This window comes from Blastococcus sp. SYSU DS0539 (genome assembly GCF_054050855.1).
This window is the reverse complement of record NZ_JBJHAF010000002.1, coordinates 200056-216018: the sequence shown is the minus strand read 5'-3', so window position 1 is coordinate 216018 and position 15963 is coordinate 200056. Positions and strand designations below refer to the sequence as shown.

Here is a 15963-nt window from a genome sequence, read left to right as displayed (position 1 = left end):
ATGATGAGTGCGGCGCCCCGGCCGGCCGGAATCCGGTTACTCGACGGACCGGACCGCGCCACCCTCGATGACGGCGAGCTCGATCGGGCGGCTGGCGGTGCCCTCCTCGAAGGTCAGCTCGGAGCCGTAGACGGAGTCGAAGGTGCCGATCTCCCGGATCGCGTCGGCCAGGGCAGCACCGCTCACCGTCTCGGCACCGGAGTCGCAGACGTGCTCGAAGGCCTCGGCGAAGACCATGACGCCGTCGTAGTAGTTGCCGATGAAGGCGCTCTCGGGGGCCTCGCCGTACTTCTCCTCGTACTCCTGCTGGAACTCCTCGCCCGGCTCGAACGGGATGGTGGTGAGCCGCAGGCCCTCGGCCGCCGGGTTCTCCAGCACCGCCGGGATCGCCACCCACGAGGTGTTGGCCAGCGGCACGTCCCAGCCGATCTCGCGGACCTGGCTGATGATGTTGTCCGAGTCCTGGCCGAACGCGCCGAGCACCAGCACCTCGGGGTCGGTGGCGCGCAGCTTGGTCAGCTGGGAGCGGAAGTCGGTACCGCCGAACTCCGCGCTCTCGATCCCGGTGATCTCGCCACCCTGCTCGATCCACGCCTCCTCGAAGTTCTCCCGGGCCGCCTCACCGCCGTCGTCACTGGTGTAGATGATCGCGGCGCTGCTGACCCCGTCCTCGCGCAACTTCTCCGCGAGCGCCACGCTCTCGTTCCGGAGCAGCGGGATGGTGTTGAACAGGAAGGGCCCCTGCTCGCCGAGGGCGTCGCTCTGCGCTCCCCCGTTGATGAGGACGACCTCCTCGTTGGCCGCGATGGGCGCGAGGGCCAGCGTCTGGCTGGAGAAGGAGCTCAGCACGTACTGGATGCCGTCGGAGACCATGCCCTGGAAGGCGACGACGGCCGGTTCGGGCAGCGCCCGGGTGTCCTCGACCTCGAGCCGGATCTGGGTCTGTCCCCCGATCCCGCCGTCGGCGTTGATGTCCTCGACCGCCATCTCGGTGCCGTTGGCGAACCACTCGCCGTAGGCGGCCTGGGGGCCGCTCTGCGCCCAGAGACCACCGATGGTGACCTCCTCGGCATCGCAGGCGTACCCCTCGCCGCCGCCGCCGCCGGCGGCCGCCGACCCGCCGCCGGAGCCGCTCTCACTCGTCCCGCAACCCGTCACGACGACCGCAGCCGTGGCCGCGGCCACCGTGACGACCAGCCGGTTGCCTGTCTGCACCCGCATGTGGTTTCTCCCGTCCTGATCGGTGCCCCGCCTGGCGGCCGGCTCCCGTCGAGCGACGCCGTCGCCGCACGAACGATCGTTCGTTCCGGGAACGTACGAGTGAGTGTGGTCACACGTCAAGAGGTACGACCGCGATCGTTTCCGGCGACCGTCACCACCTTGACGCCTCCGCCGGCGCGCGGTTTCCTATCGGTGAACGATCGTTCGTACGCGCCTTCTCCGCACGGCCTCTCCGCAGGCCGCCGGGACCGGGGGCGCCCCACCGCCCACGGCCACCCGGCAGGTGGGCGCAGGTGCCAGGGAGAGGCTGCAGATGAGCGGAGAGGCGCAGCAGCGCGCCGGCCGGGGAGCCCCGCCCGCGGGCCCCTTCTTCGAGGACTTCGCGGTCGGCCGGCGGATCGCCGCGGCCGCCGGACGACCGCCCGAGGGGGACGCCGCGGCCGCGCCGACCACGGTCCTCCGGCTCGCCGCCGGCACAGACGTGCTGCCGCACTCGCTGCTGCGCGTGCTGGAGACCCGCTGGCGGAACGTGTCCCCGGCGCCTGCGGGCGAGGCCCTGGAGGCGACGTTCACCGTGACCGCCTGCCGGCGGATCGCCGCCGAGGAGGCCGGTTCGGTGCAGTGGCACGCCGACGTGCGCGACGCCCGGGGGCGCACGGCGCAGGACGGGACCATCACCGTGCTGGTACCGGCGCGGCCGGGCTCCGACGGGTCCGCCGACCCGGTGGAGCGGGCGTTCTGCACCCGTCCCTGGGGCGAGGCACTGGCCCGCGAGCTGGCCGACGACGCGGCCTTCAGCTCGGCGACGGCCACCTGGGACGGGGCCATCGGGCTGCGCGCCGGCACCAGCCAGATCCAGCTGCGGATCTACCGAGGCCAGGTCATCGAGGTGGTCCCACGAACCCCGCTCGGCGCGACCTTCACCCTCGAGGCGGCCGAGCACGTCTGGACCGACCTGCTCACCGGTCCGTCCAACGACTTCTTCCGCCGGGCCATGAGCGGCGACTCCTTCACCGTGACCGGCAACGCCTACGAGTACCTGCGGATGTCCAAGGCGGTCATGGCTCTGGTCGACGCCGCCCGCACGCTGGCGACGGGAGCCACGGCATGATCCAGGCGAGCTACCTCCCGGTCGGGGGCGCACCGGCCTACGTGGAGCGCAGCGGCGAGGGGCCGCCGGTCCTCTGCCTGCACACCGCCGGCCAGAGCGGCGTCCAGTGGCGGGGCACGACCGACCGGCTGGTCGCCCTCGGCTACTCCGTGATCGTGCCGGACCTCCCCGGCCACGGCCGGTCCGAGCCGGCACCGGGCGGTCCGGTCCGTGACCTGGGTGAGTACGCGCAGTGGTGTCTGGAACTGCTGGAGCTCCTCGAGGTGGAGCGACCGTTCGTGGTCGGCTGCTCCATCGGCGGGAAGATCGCGCTGGACCTGGCCGTGCGGGCCGGCGGCTCGCTCGCCGGTGTCGTCGCCATGGCGGCGGACGCACGGAACAGCCGGACCAGCGTCTCCGGCCTGCGGCGGGAGCTGGAGGACGCCGCCGCACCCAGCCGCAGCGACCGCACCTACTTCGGCACGCTCGCCGTCGTCGGCCGACGCGTGCCCCCCGAGCGCGCGGAGCTCATCGCGACGATGCACCGGCGGGAGGACCCGCTGGTCTCGACGTCGGACCTGCTCGGCTGGGCCACGCACGACCTGCGTGCGTCACTGCACGAGATCGCCTGCCCCACGCACCTGGTGGTCGGCGACGACGACCTCTGGCTCGACCCGGCGGACGTGGTGTGGACTGCACAGCAGATCCCCCGGGGAGAGGTGACCGTGCTGGAGGGCATCGGGCACTACCCGATGGAGGAGATGGACGATTTCCCAGCGGTCCTCCACGGCTGGCTGACCGACCTCGGGGCCGGTCGCACCGCCGCCCCGGGAGCAGGGTCACCGCGAGCAGAGGAGTGAGACGGATGGTTCTAGCCGGCACCACCGGGGCGCGGGCCCCCGGGGACGGCGCGCCGGCGGTGGCGGGGTGAGCGCTCGCACCCGCTGCCTGGCCGCGGCGCTGGAGCTGATGGCCGCCAACGGCTTCAACGGGACGTCGATGCGCGACATCGCCCGCGCCGCGGAGACCAGCCTGTCCAACCTGTACAACCACTTCGCCGCCAAGTCCGACGTCCTCGTCGCCCTGCTGCGCGACGCGAACGACGAGTTGCTGCGGCGGATCAGGGCCGAGCTGGCGGCGACCGGCCCCGGAGCCACCGAGCGCATGACCGCCGGGGTCCGCGCGTACGTCCGGTTCTCCGGTGAGTGCCAGACCGCGGCCGTGCTGTCGCTGAGCGAGTTCCGCTACCTGACCGGCGACGGGCGTCTGGCGGTCGTCGAGGCACGCGACACCACCGAGAGCATCTTCCGCGGCGTCATCGCGGACGGCGTGCGGATCGGTGAGTTCCGCACCCCCCACCCGGAGGGGGCCACCCGCGCCATCGTCTCCATCTGCGCGGCGGTCCCGACCTGGTACCGCCCCGACGGCCCGCTCTCCCTGAGCGAGGTCGCGGACGTGCACGTGCGGTACGTGCTGGCCATGCTGGAGGCCACCGAGCTGTCCCCGGCCTGACGGCGCGCCCGGCCCGCGCTACGTCGCCCTGCTGCCCTGCCCCGGATGCCGGTCCGGCTGCGCGGTGAGCGCCGAGGGGTGCTGGGCGAGCGCCGTGACGGAGATGTCCAGGTACGGGAAGAGTGGCAGCGACATCAGCAGGCCGTGCAGCTCGTCGTGGTCCGCGACGTCGAACACGCTGTAGTTCTCGTAGCGGCCGGCGACCCGCCACAGGTGGACCCAGCGGCCGTCACGCTGCAGCTCCAGCGCCCGCTCCTTCTCCGTGCGCTTGAGCTCGTCGGCCCGCTCGGCGTCCAGGGTGGGTGGCAGGTCGACACGCATGTGGACGAGGTAGAGCATCCGGCGACCGTAGGGCCCGGTGCGCCCTGCGTCCACGCCGGCCGGCCCGGGGTGCGGGGACCTGCCCCCGCGCCGCTCAGCCCAGGACGGCGTCGATCAGGTGCGGGCCGGGCTCGGCCAGCGCCTTCTGCAGCTGCTCGGCCAGCTCCCCCGCGGTGGTCGCGCGGGTCGCCGGCACACCCATGCCCTGCGCGATCGAGACGAAGTCCAACCCGGGGCCGCCGAGGTCGAGCAGCGTGGCGGCGCGCTCGCCGTCGTTCGCCGCGCCGACCCGCGACAGCTCGTGCTGCAGGATCGCGTACGAGCCGTTGTCGCAGATGATCGTGGTGATGTCGGCCTGCTCGCGGGCGTGGCTCCACAGCGCCGAGATCGTGTACATGGCGCTGCCGTCGGCCTGGATGCCGATGACCGGGCGGTCGGGGCAGGCCACCGCCGCGCCGAGGGCCATCGGCAGCCCGTCGCCGATGGCGCCACCGGTCAGCGCCAGCCAGTCGTGCCGGGGGGCGCCCGAGGTCAGCTCCATCAGCCCCACCCCGGAGGTCAGCGCCTCGTCGACGACGATCGCGCGCTCGGGCAGCAGCGCACCGATGACCGCCGCCATCGTGCGCGGCGTCAGCTCCCCGGTGGGCAGCTCCGGGCGCGAGGCCTCGAGGAGCACCGGCTCGGCATCCGGCGCCGCGAGCGCGGCCAGCGCCCGCAGGGCGGCGACGCCGTCCTCGCCCGGCTCGCTGAGCACGTGCACCGTGCAGCCCTCGGGGACCGGGTGCCCCGGCACGCCGGGGTAGCCGAAGAAGTGCACCGGGGCCGAGGCCCCGGCGAGCACCAGGTGCTCCGTGCCGGCGAGCGCGGCCATCGCCATCTCCGGCGGGTAGGGCAGCCGGGTGACGTCGGGCAGACCGGCTCCCCGGGCGGCGCGCGCGGGGAAGGTCTCGGTCATCAGCCGGGCACCGGTGCCGGCGGTGATCTGCCCGGCGGCGAGCAACCCGTCCTCGCCCACCGCGTCGCCGCCGAGGAACAGCACCACCGACTCGCCGCCGGCGAGGACGGCGGCCACCTCCTCGACCACCGACGGCGCCGGCCGCGGAGCCGGCCGCGCCCGCAGCGGCGGAGCCGGCTCGGCCCCCTCCTCCCAGGACACGTCGGCCGGGAGGACGAGCGTGGCGATGCCGCCCGACCGGGCCGCGGCCACCGCGTCGGCCGCGTCGGCGGCGACGTCGGCCGGCGCGAGCGAGCGGCGCACCCACCGCGAGAACGTGCCGGCGACGGCGTCGATGTCGGACTCCAGCGGTGCGTCGAGCCGCTTGTGCGAACGCGCGTGGTCGCCGACGACGTTCACCATGGGGGCCCGCCCGCGCCGGGCGTTGTGCAGGTTGGCCAGCCCGTTGCCCATGCCGGGGCCCAGGTGCAGCAGGGTCGCGGCCGGGCGGCCGGTCATCCGCGCGTAGCCGTCGGCGGCGCCCGTGGCCACCCCCTCGAAGAGGGTCAGCACGGCGCGCATCTCGGGCACGTCGTCCAGCGCCGCCACGAAGTGCATCTCCGAGGTGCCGGGGTTGGCGAAGCAGACGTCCACGCCTGCGCCGACGAGGGTCCTGATCAGTGCCTGGGCGCCGTTCACGTTCGGACCCTCGCACGGACCGCGGACGGGGGCGACCCGAGCCGGCGCCGCCGCAGAGCCCCCCGGAACTGCGGCTTCCGCCCCGCTTCAAGAGGGCGGTGGGGGCCTGTGGACAACGCCCCGGAGGCGCCTCCGGCGTTGTTACGGTCCCGCCCAGACCCGCTGATCCGCCGGTTCTCGCGTCCGCGCACCGGCCCTCCCGACAGGACACCACCATGGCCAACGTCAACGTCACGTACCAGCAGATGGAGGACGCCGCCGGCCGGCTCACCAACGGCCGGACCGAGATCGACGGCATGCTCGGCCAGCTCAAGGGGCTCGTCGACCAGCTCGTCGCCGAGGGCTACGTCACCGACAGCTCCAGCCGCACCTTCCAGGCGTCCTACGACGAGTTCACCACCGGCGCGCGGAACATGATCGCCGGGCTGGACGGCATGGCCCAGTACCTGAACCAGGCCGCTGCCACCTTCCGCGACGCGGACACCCAGCTGGCCGGCGCCCTCGGTCGCTGACCCGCACGCTCCCCGCACCGGAGGCCGCCCCGCACGACGCGGGGCGGCCTCTGCCATGCCGTCGTCCACCGGCGGGGAGCAGGTGGACCGCGAGGCCCGGCCGACGGGCCACGGATCGTGCACCGCGGTCATCCGGACCGGTCCTCCCCCTCGTCCCCGGCGGCCGGCGCCGGCTGCAGCCGCGATCGTCCGGCGATGATCGCCACCAGGCCGGCCAGCTCCCAGACCTGTGCCGGATCCAGGCTCACCCCGACGACCAGCAGCGCATGCGTGCCCCGGGGAGCACAGGCCAGGGCCACCGCCACGCCCACCGGCCCGGGAGGCGCGACGATCTCCGGCCCGCCGCCCACGAGGTCGCCCAGCCGGGCCGGGGGCAGGACGGTGCGCTCGGCGACGACGCCGGCCCCGAGGCCCATGTCCGTCTCGAAGGCCTCCACGTGGTGGGGCCCGGCACCCCACCGGGCCCGCACCAGCTCGGCGACGACGGCGGAAACGTCGACGTCGGCGACGGGAGGAAGCGGCACGACGCTGCTCTGCACGTGCCACATCGCGGCCGCCCCCCGGTCCCGCGGAGCGCTCACCACCCCGTGGCTGACCACGCCCGCGTCGAGCATCGCCGCGCGCCAGTCCATCAGCGCCCGGGTGCCGCCGGTCCACACCTCGGCCGGGCCGCCCGGCCACGTGCCGCGCAGCAGCCGGTCGATGTGGTCCCGCGCCTCCTCGTCGTCCGGGAGGAGGAGCTCGGTCCAGTCGCGCGGGAGGCAGAGCTCCACCAGTCCCGCGGTGGAGGCCGTCACCGCACCACGCTCGGCTGCCGGGTCAACGAGCGGTCCCCGAGCGGACGGCCCTCGGACCGGGTCGGGTCCCCCGCGGCGACGGTGCGTGCCAGCCCCGCCCCGTTGAGGTTGTAGCGCACCACGCGCCAGAGCAGCTCGGCCTCCCCCATCCGGTAGCTGGTGCTGCGGGCCAGCTGGAAGTAGCTCGCCGGCGTCTCGATCGGCGGGCCGAAGCACTGCGGCACCATCCGGGTGGCCGCGCCACCGCCGGCCGAGGCGCCGCTGCCGGCGCGGGCCGCCGCGACCACCCGCGCGCCCGCCCCCATCGCCCCGAGGCCGAGGACCAGCCCGGCGGCGTCCATGAGCACCGTGCCGTCGGTGAGCGCCTCGGTGAAGCTGCCCGTGTTCCCCACCGCCGACAGGTAGTGCAGAGCCAGCGCCAGGACGCCGAGGACCACGGCGCCGCCCGCCAGGGACTGCAGACCGGGCACGAAGGCGAGGAAGCCGCAGACGGTGCCGAGGAGACCCGCGAGGTCGCCGATCAGGTCCAGCAGCGGAGCGCACGCGTCCAGCACCTCCACGAGCACGTCGCGGAGGTCGTCGGCCACCTCCTCGATCTCGGCGAGGGCCGTGGTCACGTTCTCGGCGAGCCGCGACCAGACGCCGGGCTCGGCCGGGGCGATGTCCATCGCCCGCTGCAGCCGGCCGGCCGCCTCGCGCCCGGCCTGCTCGTAGCCGGCGAGCAGGGCGCGGGCCTCCCCCGCGAGGCGCTCGACCTCCGCGTCGGCCGTCCCCGCCGTCCGCCCGGCGGCCGCCCGGGCCCGGAGCCGCTCGGTCCCGGCCGCGGCCTGCTCCGGGGTCGGCGGCGCGCCCGCGTCCACGGCTGCGGCGGGCAGGGCGGCGTAGGTGGCGTGCGCCGCCGCTGCCCGCCGCACCGCGGCCGCGTGCTCGGCCTCGAGGGCCCGTGCGCGGCGCTGACCGGCGTGCATGGTGTCCAGCCAGTCGTGCAGCGCACGGCTCGCCTCGTCGAACGAGCGGGCCGCGGTCTCCACCCGGGGCCGGAACTCCCCCGACATCAGGTCCCGGAAGGCGACGGCCGCCGAGCCGCGCCACTCGCCGTCGGCGGCGCCGGTGAGCACCGCGGAGATCCGCTCGAGCACCCGCGCCGCGCCGGCGACGCCGGCGGCCACCTGACCGGCGGCCGCCACGTCGCCGGGAGCCGGGTCGAACCCCAGCGAGGGGAACCGGTCGCTCATCGCCCGCCTGCTCCGCGCAGCGCGTCGGCGAGCGCCACGTCGGCCTCCCGGAAGGCCGCGGAGATGCGGTCGAGGGCCTCGGCGGCGTCGTCGGCGAAGCCGGCCAGCTTGCCGATGCCGTAGGCCCACTCGTCGCCGAACTCGTCCATCCGCCGGGCCAGGGCAGGGGCGCCCATCGCCGCTCCGCTCACCGTGCGCATCTCCCGCGCGGGCTGCTCCAGGAGGTCCCGGATGCCCACGAGGTCGGACCGGACGCGGGCGAGCACCGCCCCGTCGATGTACAGATCGCTCACTCCGGCCTCCGCCTCTCCACCGCCTCCGGCCGGCCACGCTAACGAGACCGGAGGGGGTCGGCGGCCGTTGTCCACAGGCCCGGGCCCGGGGCCGTCGCACCTCCCCTCAGGGCGCGTCCGGCGGGGGTGGGACGGCGACGGTGCGCAGCACGCCGTCGCCCAGGTGCAGCAGCCCCCGCCCCGGCCGCACCGGCCCGCCGACGGCGCTGCGCGGCAGCCGGACCCCGATCAGGTCGCCGTCGGTGCTGCCCTGCGGGGAGAGCAGCAGCCCCTGCCGCGCCTTCCGCGCGTCCACCTGCCACCCGGAGAGGCCGGTGCAGATGCCGTCGGCGCCGCCCGCGAGCACCAGGCTCCGCCCGGGCAGGGCGGCGCCGGTCACCACCTCGCGGAACACCTCCGCGGCGGGGCAGTCGCGCAGCACCTCGCCGTCGTCGAGGAGCAGGACCAGCGGCCGCCCGGGGTCGGCGGTGAGGAGCTCCCGCCAGCGCCCGGCCGGGGCGGCGGCGTCCGCCACCACCGCGACGACGCCCGGGCGTCCGGCCAGGGCCCGCAGCGGTGAGGCCTTCGGCGCGCAGACGACGACCGGGGTGCCCTGCCGCAGCAGCGACTCCGCCATGACGGCCAGCATCGAGCTCCGCCCCGAGCGGGCCGGACCGGCGACCACGAACGCCAGGCCGCCACCGTCCAGGTCGGGGCCGCAGCCGACCAGCTCGTCGCCGCCGACCCCGACCAGCGCGAAACCGGGCCCGGGTTCCGCCGGCCGCATCCCCCACGCCGTCTCGAAGGTGATCCGGGCGGGCAGCGGGTCGACGCGGAAGGGCCGGGCCGACCGCGGCAGCAGGGCGTCCCGCACGTGCGCGGCCTTCGCGATCCCGGCGAGCGCCGCGGCCTGCCCCTGCCCCGACCCGTCGTCGGCCAGCAGCGCCACCTGCGTCTCGACGGCGCCGTCGACGGCGACCCCGCGGCCGGGCGGCAGCACGTCGGGCACCTGCCTGCCGGGCACGCCGATCAGCGGGTAGTCGCCCCGGTCGGCCAGCCGCAGGACGAGCTTGCTGTCGGTGAGCGAGGCCAGCCGCGCGGTGCCCAGCGAGCGGTCGCCGGTCATCACCACCGAGATCCCGGCCGACGCCCCCTCGCGCACGAGGGTCAGCAGGATGTCGGTGAGCCGGCCGCCGTCGACCTCGCCGAGGGTCGGGGTGAACCCCTCCCACCGGTCGACGAGCAGCAGCACGTGCGGCAGCCGCAGGCCGGCCGGAGCCGAGCGGCGCTGCTCGGTCACGTCGGCGTAGCCGCCCTCGGCGAGCAGCTGCTGGCGGCGTTCCAGCTCGCCGGCCAGCCGGTCGAGCAGCCGGACGGCGCGCTCGGTCTGGGCGCGGGGCACGACCGCACCGCAGTGCGGGAGGTCGGCCAGCGGGAGCAGCGCACCGTTGCCGCAGTCCAGGGCGTAGAGGTGCACGTCGCGGGTCGAGCAGCGCTCGCCCACCGCCCCGGCGAGCGTCCGCAGCAGCTGGGACCGCCCGCTCCGGGGCGAGCCGATGACCAGCAGGTGCCCGTCGGCCGCGGGGTCGAAGGCGGCGACGCGGCGTTCCTGCCGGGCCGGCAGGTCCTGCAGCCCGTAGGGCAGCCGGACCGCCGACGGCCCGGCCGCGGGCGCGTCGAGGTCGGCGGCCGGCACCCGCGCCGGCAGCGCCGCCAGCCACGGGCTGCGCTGCGCCGGCACCCGTTCGGCGACGGCGGCGGCGCGCACCGCCGCCACGAGCACCGAGAGGTCGGTGACCTCGACGTCGGACCGCCGGCCCGCCGTCGGCGGCCGGGGTGCCGCGTACCCCACCAGGGACCAGCCCAGCGGGACGGCGAACGGCGCGGCGGCTCCCGCGCCCTGCCCCGGACGGCGGCCACCGATCCGCCCGGCCTGGAACGGCACCAGCGCGCCGTGGCCGAGCCGGGCGAACCCGCGCCCGGGAGCGGACTTCGCGATGCGCGCGGCGTCGGTCGCGTCCAGCACGTCGCTGCTGTCGGCCCCGTCGGTGACCCGCAGCGAGATGCGCAGGTTGGTGTTCGCCCGGATCTCCGGCGACACCACCCCACTGGGCCGCTGGGTGGCCAGCAGCAGGTGGATGCCCAGCGACCGGCCGCGCTGGGCGATGCTCACCAGCCCGGCCACGAAGTCGGGCAGCTCCCGCGCCAGCGAGGCGAACTCGTCGATGACGATGAGCAGCCGCGGCAGCGGCGGGGGGTCCGGCTCGCGCGCCCGCAGGTCGAGGTAGTCCTCGAGGTCCTTGACGCCGGCCGCGGCCAGCCGCTGCTCGCGGTACCTCAGCTCCGCACCGAGCGAGGTCAGCGCCCGCTCGACCAGGTGGGCGTCGAGGTCGGTGACCATGCCGACGGTGTGCGGCAGGTGCACGCAGTCCTTGAAGGCGCTGCCGCCCTTGTAGTCGACCAGCACGAGGTTGAGGGCGTCCGGGCGGTTGGCCACCGCCAGCGACGCGATCATCGTCTGCAGCAGCTCGGACTTCCCCGCGCCGGTGGTGCCGGCGACCAGCCCGTGCGGGCCGTCGGTGCGCAGGTCGAGGGTGAACGGCCCGTGCAGGCCCGCGCCCACCACCACCCGCGTGGTCCGGCCCTCCAGCTGCCAGCGCGCGCGGACGCCGTCGACGGTGGGCGGCTCCAGCCCGAGGACGTCGAGCAGCCGCACGCTGTCGGGCAGCACGGCGTCGTCGTCGGCCAGGCTGACGTCCCGCAGCGGTGCGAGCGCGCGGGCCGCCGCCTCGGCGAGCTCGGCCGCCACCGGCTCCGCGAGCACCGCGGGCACCGGGTCGTGGCCGCTGCGGCGGAGCGAGAGCGTCGTCCCCCCGTCGGGGTCGACGACCGCCGTCGCGGTGGCCGCCTCGGGCAGGAAGCGCTCCTCCTCGTCGGCGCACACCGCGTAGACGCCGACCGCCGGCCCGTCCTGCAGCACCTGGGCCAGGCCCGGGGTGGCCCGCAGCGGCCGGTAGCCGTGCACCACCAGCACGTGCGCGGGGAAGGACTCCGGCAGCACGCGGCCCGCCCCGGCCGTCGTCGCCTCGCGGCGGGCCTTGATCAGCGCGGTCAGCTCGGCGATCCGCGCGGAAACCGTCTCCGGGTCGTTGCCGACGGACGCCACCGGGCCCTCGCCGTCGGCCGGGCGGGCGTGCGGCAGCCAGCGCACCCAGTTCCAGTCGGTGCGGCCCCGCGGGGCCAGGACCGTCAGCGCCAGGTCGCGCGGAGGGTGGTGGACGGCCAGCTGCAGCACCACCCAGCGCAGCAGCCCGGCCAGCGGCTCGGCCGGGCCGGCGAGACCCACGACGCCGACCGCGCGCAGCGGCACGACAGCGGGCACGGCGTGCACGGTGCGCTGCTCCGGCGGCTCGTCGCGCCCGGCGCGGTCGGTGACCACCACCTGCGCGGGGAGGTCGGCCGACCCGAGCCGGAGGTCGAGCGCGTCGGGGTCGGTGCGGCGCCGCTCCCACAGCCGCCGGCCGGGCAGCACCGCGGTGAGCAGGGCCGTGGCCGGATCGGGGTGGGCGGCGCGCCGGCGGGTGGTCTCCTCCGCCACCGCCGTCCCGATCCGCTCCAGCGCGCGGGCCAGCTCCTGCTCGTACTCCGCGCGTGCGCGCCGGGCCTCGCGGGCGCCCTGCCGGCGGTCGGCGACGGCGTTGCCGACCATCATCACCGGGCCGCCGACGGCGAACACCAGGTACAGCGGTGCGCGCAGGACGACGGCCAGCACGACCCCGAGGAGGAGCGACGACAGGATCATCACCAGCGGGAACCGGCGGGGCTCCCGCGCCCGGGGCTCCTGCGGCAGCCGGACGCGGACCTCCCGCTCCGCGGGCAGGATGCGCGGCGCCCGGACGAACGCCCGGGCGCCCGGGCCGGCCGGTTCGACGGCGGCGTCGGCCACCGGCGCCGGCCCGACCACCAGCCGGGTGTCCCCGAGCTGCACCAGCCCGCCGGGCGCGATCGGCACCCCGGGCTCCTCCTCGGGCACCGGCTCCCCCTCGACGAAGGTGCCGTTGGCCGATCCGAGGTCGCGCAACGTCGCGCCATCGGCGCCCACCCGCAGCAGCGCGTGGCGGCGCGACATCGACCGGTCGGCGAACCCGAGGGCGCTGCTGCGGCCGAGCTCGTGGTCGCCCATCGGCAGCTGCGCGACCAGCCCGCTGCTCGGACCGCCGAGCACGCGCAGCTGCCATCCGCGGGGAGCCGGGAGCACGGCGGCGACCGAGCCGGCCGCGGACAGCTGCACCACCGCGCCGTCGACCAGCGGGCTGTCCCCGACCGACCGGTCGTCGTCGATCCGTTCCCCGGCGACCCAGATCCCCTCGGCCGACCGTCCGGTGACCCGGCCCAGCTCAGCGGCGAGCCGGCCGACCGGCAGGTCGTCGTCCACGTCGACGGCGACGTCGAGCAGGGCCCCGTCGTCCTGCCCGACGCTCAGCTGGACGCGCACGGACTCCCCCTCGCCGGTTCCGGTCCGCCCCTGCCCGGCCCCGCCGGGAGGAGCGGACCAGCCCGGGACGGTCCGCCGGTCGGGGGTCCGCCGGGGCCGGATGCCGCGGGAACGCTAGACGGACGCGCGGCATCCGGTCCATCGGCGCCTGTGGACATCCCCGGCCGGGGGACGCCCGGCGGGGGTCAGCTCGCGGTCTGCACCTCGAAGTGCACGAGGGACGCCCCGCCGGTGGCGAAGTTCGCGAGGTCCGCGCCGGCTGCCTGTCCCTCCGGCGAGGCGAGCGCCTGCCCCATGGCTGCCTCGGAGTCGAAGTCCAGCTCGGCGACGAGGTAGGGCACCGGCTGGGACGGGTCCATGGCCTGGCCGTGCCCAAAGGTGAGCCGGACCAGCCCGGGCTGCTTCAGCGCCAGCGGGGTGTGGGTCTCCCGGTAGTACGCGTCGAACGCCGCCGGGTCCTCAGGGGTCCCGTAGCTGACCACCAACCTGTGCACCATCTCGCCAGACCTCCTGATCTCCCGGGCTCCGCTGCCCGGGTCGCCCCTGCACCCAACCAGGGAAGGGGCGCCCGCCGCGACCGGACGATCAGAAGGTCAGCACCAGCCGACCCCGCACCCCGCCGGCCTCCAGGACCCGGTGCGCCTCGGCGGCCTGCTCGGCCGGGAACGTCCGGGCCACCCGCAGCGTGAGCGCGCCCTCCTCGACCTGCCGGCGCAGCTGGTCGAGCGCCGCGCGGTCGGTGGCCACCTTCCGGACGAGCGTCGGGAAGAACCGCAGCCCGCGCTCGCCGTTGCCGCGGTACCCCCGCACCGTGGCCACCGCTCCCCCGTCCCGGACGGCGGGCAGCACCTGCGCGTCCTGCACCGAGCCGTCCGCGAGCCCGTCCACGCCCTCGGGGAAGTGCTCGCGGATCCGGTCCGCGACGTCCTCCCCACGGCGCACGACGACGTCGGCGCCGAGGCCGCGGACGAGCTCCTCGTCGGCCTCCGACGAGTCGGCCACCACGGTGAGGCCATCGGCCTTGGCCAGCTGGACCACGTAGCCGCCGTAGGCGCCAGCCGCGCCGGTCACCGCGAGCACCTGGCCCGGCTGCAGGCCCATCAGGTCCAGCGAGAGCCGGGCGGTGAGCCCGTTCATCGGCAGCGTCGAGGCGGCCACGGCGTCGGCGCCCTCGGGCGCGCGGACGACCGAGTCCCCCGGCAGCACCTTGTCCTCGCGGTAGGCGCCGTGCGGCCCGAACGGGACGACGATGCCCATGGCGAGATCACCGACGGCGAGGTGCTCCACGCCCTCGCCGACCTCGATGACCGTCCCGGCGACGTCCATGCCCGGCACCCACGGCGGGGTCTTCACCGGGTCGCGCTCCGCGTAGGCGCCCGAGCGGGCGTGCGTGTCGGTCGGGCTGACCGCGGCCGCCTCGACCCGGAGCCGCACCTCGCCCGGACCCAGGGGCTCGGCCTCCACCTCGACGATGTGCAGGGCCTCCGGCCCGCCGAACTCGGTCACTCCCGCTGCGCGCATGCATCCTGCCTACACGGGCCGGCCACCCACCGGCCGAGCGGGGTGTCCCCGCACACACCGCGGCCCCCGCCTCTCCGGGAGAGACGGGGGCCGCGGGGCGAGCCGGGCGATCAGCCCTTGAGCTTGTAGGTCCTGAGCAGGCCCCGGCTGATGATCGTCTTCTGGATCTCGCTGGTGCCCTCGCCGATCAGCAGGAACGGCGCCTCGCGCATGAGCCGCTCGATCTCGTACTCCTTGGAGTAGCCGTAGCCGCCGTGGATGCGGAAGGACTGCGTGGTCACCTCGGCGCAGTACTCGCTGGCCAGGGTCTTGGCCATGCCGGACTCGACGTCGCTGCGCTTGCCGGCGTCCTTGAGGCGGGCGGCGTTGACCATCATCAGGTGCGCGGCCTCGACCTTGATCGCCATCTCGGCGAGCTGGAAGGCGATCGCCTGGTGCTGGGCGATGGGCTTGCCGAAGGTCTCCCGCTGCTGGGCGTAGGCGATCGCGAGCTCGAAGGCGCGGATGGAGATGCCGCAGGCGCGGGCGGCCACGTTGACCCGGCCCACCTCGACGCCGTCCATCATGTGCGCGAACCCCTTGCCGGGCTCGCCGCCGAGGATGTCGGAGGCCTTCGCCTGGTAGCCGTCGAACACCAGCTCGGTGGTGTCGACGCCCTTGTAGCCCATCTTGGCGAGCTTGCCGGGGATGGTGATGCCGGGCTTGACCTCGCCGAAGCCGGCCGGCTTCTCGACCAGGAAGGTCGTCAGGTTCTCGTGGGCCTTCTCCGCACCCTCGTCGGTGCGCACGAGGGCCGCGACCAGGGTGGAGCTGCCGCCGTTGGTGAGCCACATCTTCTGGCCGTCGATGACGTAGTTCCCGTCGGCCTGCTTGGTGGCCTTGGTGCGGATCGCGGCGACGTCGGAACCGAGGCCCGGCTCGGACATCGAGAAGGCACCTCGCACCTCGCCGGTGGCCATGCGCGGGAGGTAGTACTCCTTCTGCTCCTGCGTGCCGTGCTGGCGCAGCAGGTAGGCCACGATGAAGTGCGTGTTGATGACGCCGGAGACGCTCATCCAGCCGCGGGCGATCTCCTCGACCACCAGCGCGTAGGTGAGCAGCGACTCCCCGAGGCCGCCGTACTCCTCCGGGATCATCAGGCCGAAGATGCCGAGCTCCTTGAGCCCGTCGACGATCTCCTGCGGGTAGATGTCGCCGTGCTCGAGCTCCTGCGCGTGCGGGATGATCTCGCGGTCGACGAAGCTCCTGACCGTCGACAGGATCTCCTGCTGGATGTCGGTCAGATCAGCGGTCTGTGCCAAGCGGGTCAACGGTCCACTCCTTCGGGACTGCGGTGTCCGAGTTACCGAGGAGT

The 15963-nt window shown here is 75.5% G+C and carries 14 protein-coding genes; 4 read left to right on the top strand and 10 right to left on the bottom strand.

Annotation, left to right across the window (positions count from 1 at the left end; all coding sequences use genetic code 11):
- Positions 1 to 36: 36 nt before the first annotated feature.
- Positions 37 to 1221 (bottom strand): ABC transporter substrate-binding protein, encoded by a 1185-nt coding sequence (locus ACI790_RS03230; protein WP_456568345.1) that lies wholly within the window; start codon positions 1219 to 1221, stop codon positions 37 to 39.
- 313 nt (positions 1222 to 1534) lie between these two features.
- On the opposite strand from ACI790_RS03230, the gene ACI790_RS03225 reads away from it, so the two are divergent.
- From ACI790_RS03225 to ACI790_RS03215, 3 genes are all read left to right on the top strand, one after another.
- The gene (locus ACI790_RS03225) at positions 1535 to 2332 is read left to right on the top strand and encodes a hypothetical protein (protein ID WP_456568344.1); all 798 of its coding nucleotides are present in this window, start codon (positions 1535 to 1537) and stop codon (positions 2330 to 2332) included.
- Positions 2329 to 3171 carry an alpha/beta fold hydrolase gene (locus ACI790_RS03220; RefSeq protein ID WP_456568343.1) on the top strand — a complete coding sequence of 281 codons (843 nt, stop codon included), beginning with the start codon at positions 2329 to 2331 and terminating at the stop codon, positions 3169 to 3171. The genes ACI790_RS03225 and ACI790_RS03220 overlap by 4 nt, the downstream gene beginning before the upstream one ends.
- 67 nt (positions 3172 to 3238) lie before the next feature.
- Positions 3239 to 3823 carry a TetR/AcrR family transcriptional regulator gene (locus tag ACI790_RS03215; protein WP_456568342.1) on the top strand — a complete coding sequence of 195 codons (585 nt, stop codon included), beginning with the start codon at positions 3239 to 3241 and terminating at the stop codon, positions 3821 to 3823.
- A gap of 18 nt (positions 3824 to 3841) precedes the next feature.
- Here the strand turns inward: ACI790_RS03215 and catC are convergent, their stop codons facing one another.
- Together catC and ACI790_RS03205 are read right to left on the bottom strand one after the other, a co-directional pair.
- Positions 3842 to 4162: a muconolactone Delta-isomerase gene (gene catC / locus ACI790_RS03210; protein ID WP_456568341.1), complete on the bottom strand. Its 321-nt coding sequence runs from the start codon at positions 4160 to 4162 to the stop codon at positions 3842 to 3844.
- Positions 4163 to 4238: 76 nt separating this feature from the next.
- Positions 4239 to 5777 (bottom strand): acetolactate synthase large subunit, encoded by a 1539-nt coding sequence (locus ACI790_RS03205; RefSeq protein WP_456568340.1) that lies wholly within the window; start codon positions 5775 to 5777, stop codon positions 4239 to 4241.
- A 215-nt stretch (positions 5778 to 5992) separates the two neighbouring features.
- Between ACI790_RS03205 and ACI790_RS03200 the strand changes: the two genes are divergently transcribed.
- A complete protein-coding gene (locus ACI790_RS03200; RefSeq protein WP_456568339.1) occupies positions 5993 to 6289 on the top strand; it encodes a WXG100 family type VII secretion target in 297 nt (98 codons plus the stop codon).
- Positions 6290 to 6417: 128 nt separating this feature from the next.
- Here ACI790_RS03200 and ACI790_RS03195 read toward each other — a convergent pair whose 3' ends face one another.
- The 7 genes from ACI790_RS03195 to ACI790_RS03165 form a co-directional block, all read right to left on the bottom strand.
- A complete protein-coding gene (locus ACI790_RS03195) occupies positions 6418 to 7086 on the bottom strand; it encodes a hypothetical protein (RefSeq protein WP_456568338.1) in 669 nt (222 codons plus the stop codon).
- Positions 7083 to 8321: a hypothetical protein gene (locus tag ACI790_RS03190; RefSeq protein ID WP_456568337.1), complete on the bottom strand. Its 1239-nt coding sequence runs from the start codon at positions 8319 to 8321 to the stop codon at positions 7083 to 7085. Before ACI790_RS03190 ends, ACI790_RS03195 begins: the two co-directional genes overlap by 4 nt.
- A complete protein-coding gene (locus ACI790_RS03185) occupies positions 8318 to 8614 on the bottom strand; it encodes a hypothetical protein (RefSeq protein ID WP_456568336.1) in 297 nt (98 codons plus the stop codon). The genes ACI790_RS03190 and ACI790_RS03185 overlap by 4 nt, the downstream gene beginning before the upstream one ends.
- Before the next feature lie 106 nt (positions 8615 to 8720).
- Positions 8721 to 13088 (bottom strand): FtsK/SpoIIIE domain-containing protein, encoded by a 4368-nt coding sequence (locus ACI790_RS03180; RefSeq protein ID WP_456568335.1) that lies wholly within the window; start codon positions 13086 to 13088, stop codon positions 8721 to 8723.
- Between the two features lie 185 nt (positions 13089 to 13273).
- On the bottom strand, positions 13274 to 13585 hold the full coding sequence (locus ACI790_RS03175) for an EthD family reductase (RefSeq protein WP_456568334.1): 312 nt from the start codon (positions 13583 to 13585) through the stop codon (positions 13274 to 13276).
- Positions 13586 to 13673: 88 nt separating this feature from the next.
- Positions 13674 to 14609 (bottom strand): quinone oxidoreductase family protein, encoded by a 936-nt coding sequence (locus tag ACI790_RS03170; RefSeq protein WP_456568333.1) that lies wholly within the window; start codon positions 14607 to 14609, stop codon positions 13674 to 13676.
- Positions 14610 to 14719: 110 nt separating this feature from the next.
- Positions 14720 to 15919, bottom strand: coding sequence for an acyl-CoA dehydrogenase family protein (locus ACI790_RS03165; RefSeq protein ID WP_456568332.1), 1200 nt, complete (start codon positions 15917 to 15919; stop codon positions 14720 to 14722).
- Positions 15920 to 15963 lie beyond the last annotated feature (44 nt).

What these genes read in the sequence shown, in the direction of transcription:
- ACI790_RS03230 (WP_456568345.1), bottom strand. Translation starts at nt 1,221, where the DNA reads ATGCGGGTGCAGACAGGCAACCGGCTGGTCGTCACGGTGGCCGCGGCC.
- ACI790_RS03225 (WP_456568344.1), top strand. Translation starts at nt 1,535, where the DNA reads ATGAGCGGAGAGGCGCAGCAGCGCGCCGGCCGGGGAGCCCCGCCCGCG.
- ACI790_RS03220 (WP_456568343.1), top strand. Translation starts at nt 2,329, where the DNA reads ATGATCCAGGCGAGCTACCTCCCGGTCGGGGGCGCACCGGCCTACGTG.
- catC (WP_456568341.1), bottom strand. Translation starts at nt 4,162, where the DNA reads ATGCTCTACCTCGTCCACATGCGTGTCGACCTGCCACCCACCCTGGAC.
- ACI790_RS03200 (WP_456568339.1), top strand. Translation starts at nt 5,993, where the DNA reads ATGGCCAACGTCAACGTCACGTACCAGCAGATGGAGGACGCCGCCGGC.
- ACI790_RS03190 (WP_456568337.1), bottom strand. Translation starts at nt 8,321, where the DNA reads ATGAGCGACCGGTTCCCCTCGCTGGGGTTCGACCCGGCTCCCGGCGAC.
- ACI790_RS03175 (WP_456568334.1), bottom strand. Translation starts at nt 13,585, where the DNA reads ATGGTGCACAGGTTGGTGGTCAGCTACGGGACCCCTGAGGACCCGGCG.
- ACI790_RS03170 (WP_456568333.1), bottom strand. Translation starts at nt 14,609, where the DNA reads ATGCGCGCAGCGGGAGTGACCGAGTTCGGCGGGCCGGAGGCCCTGCAC.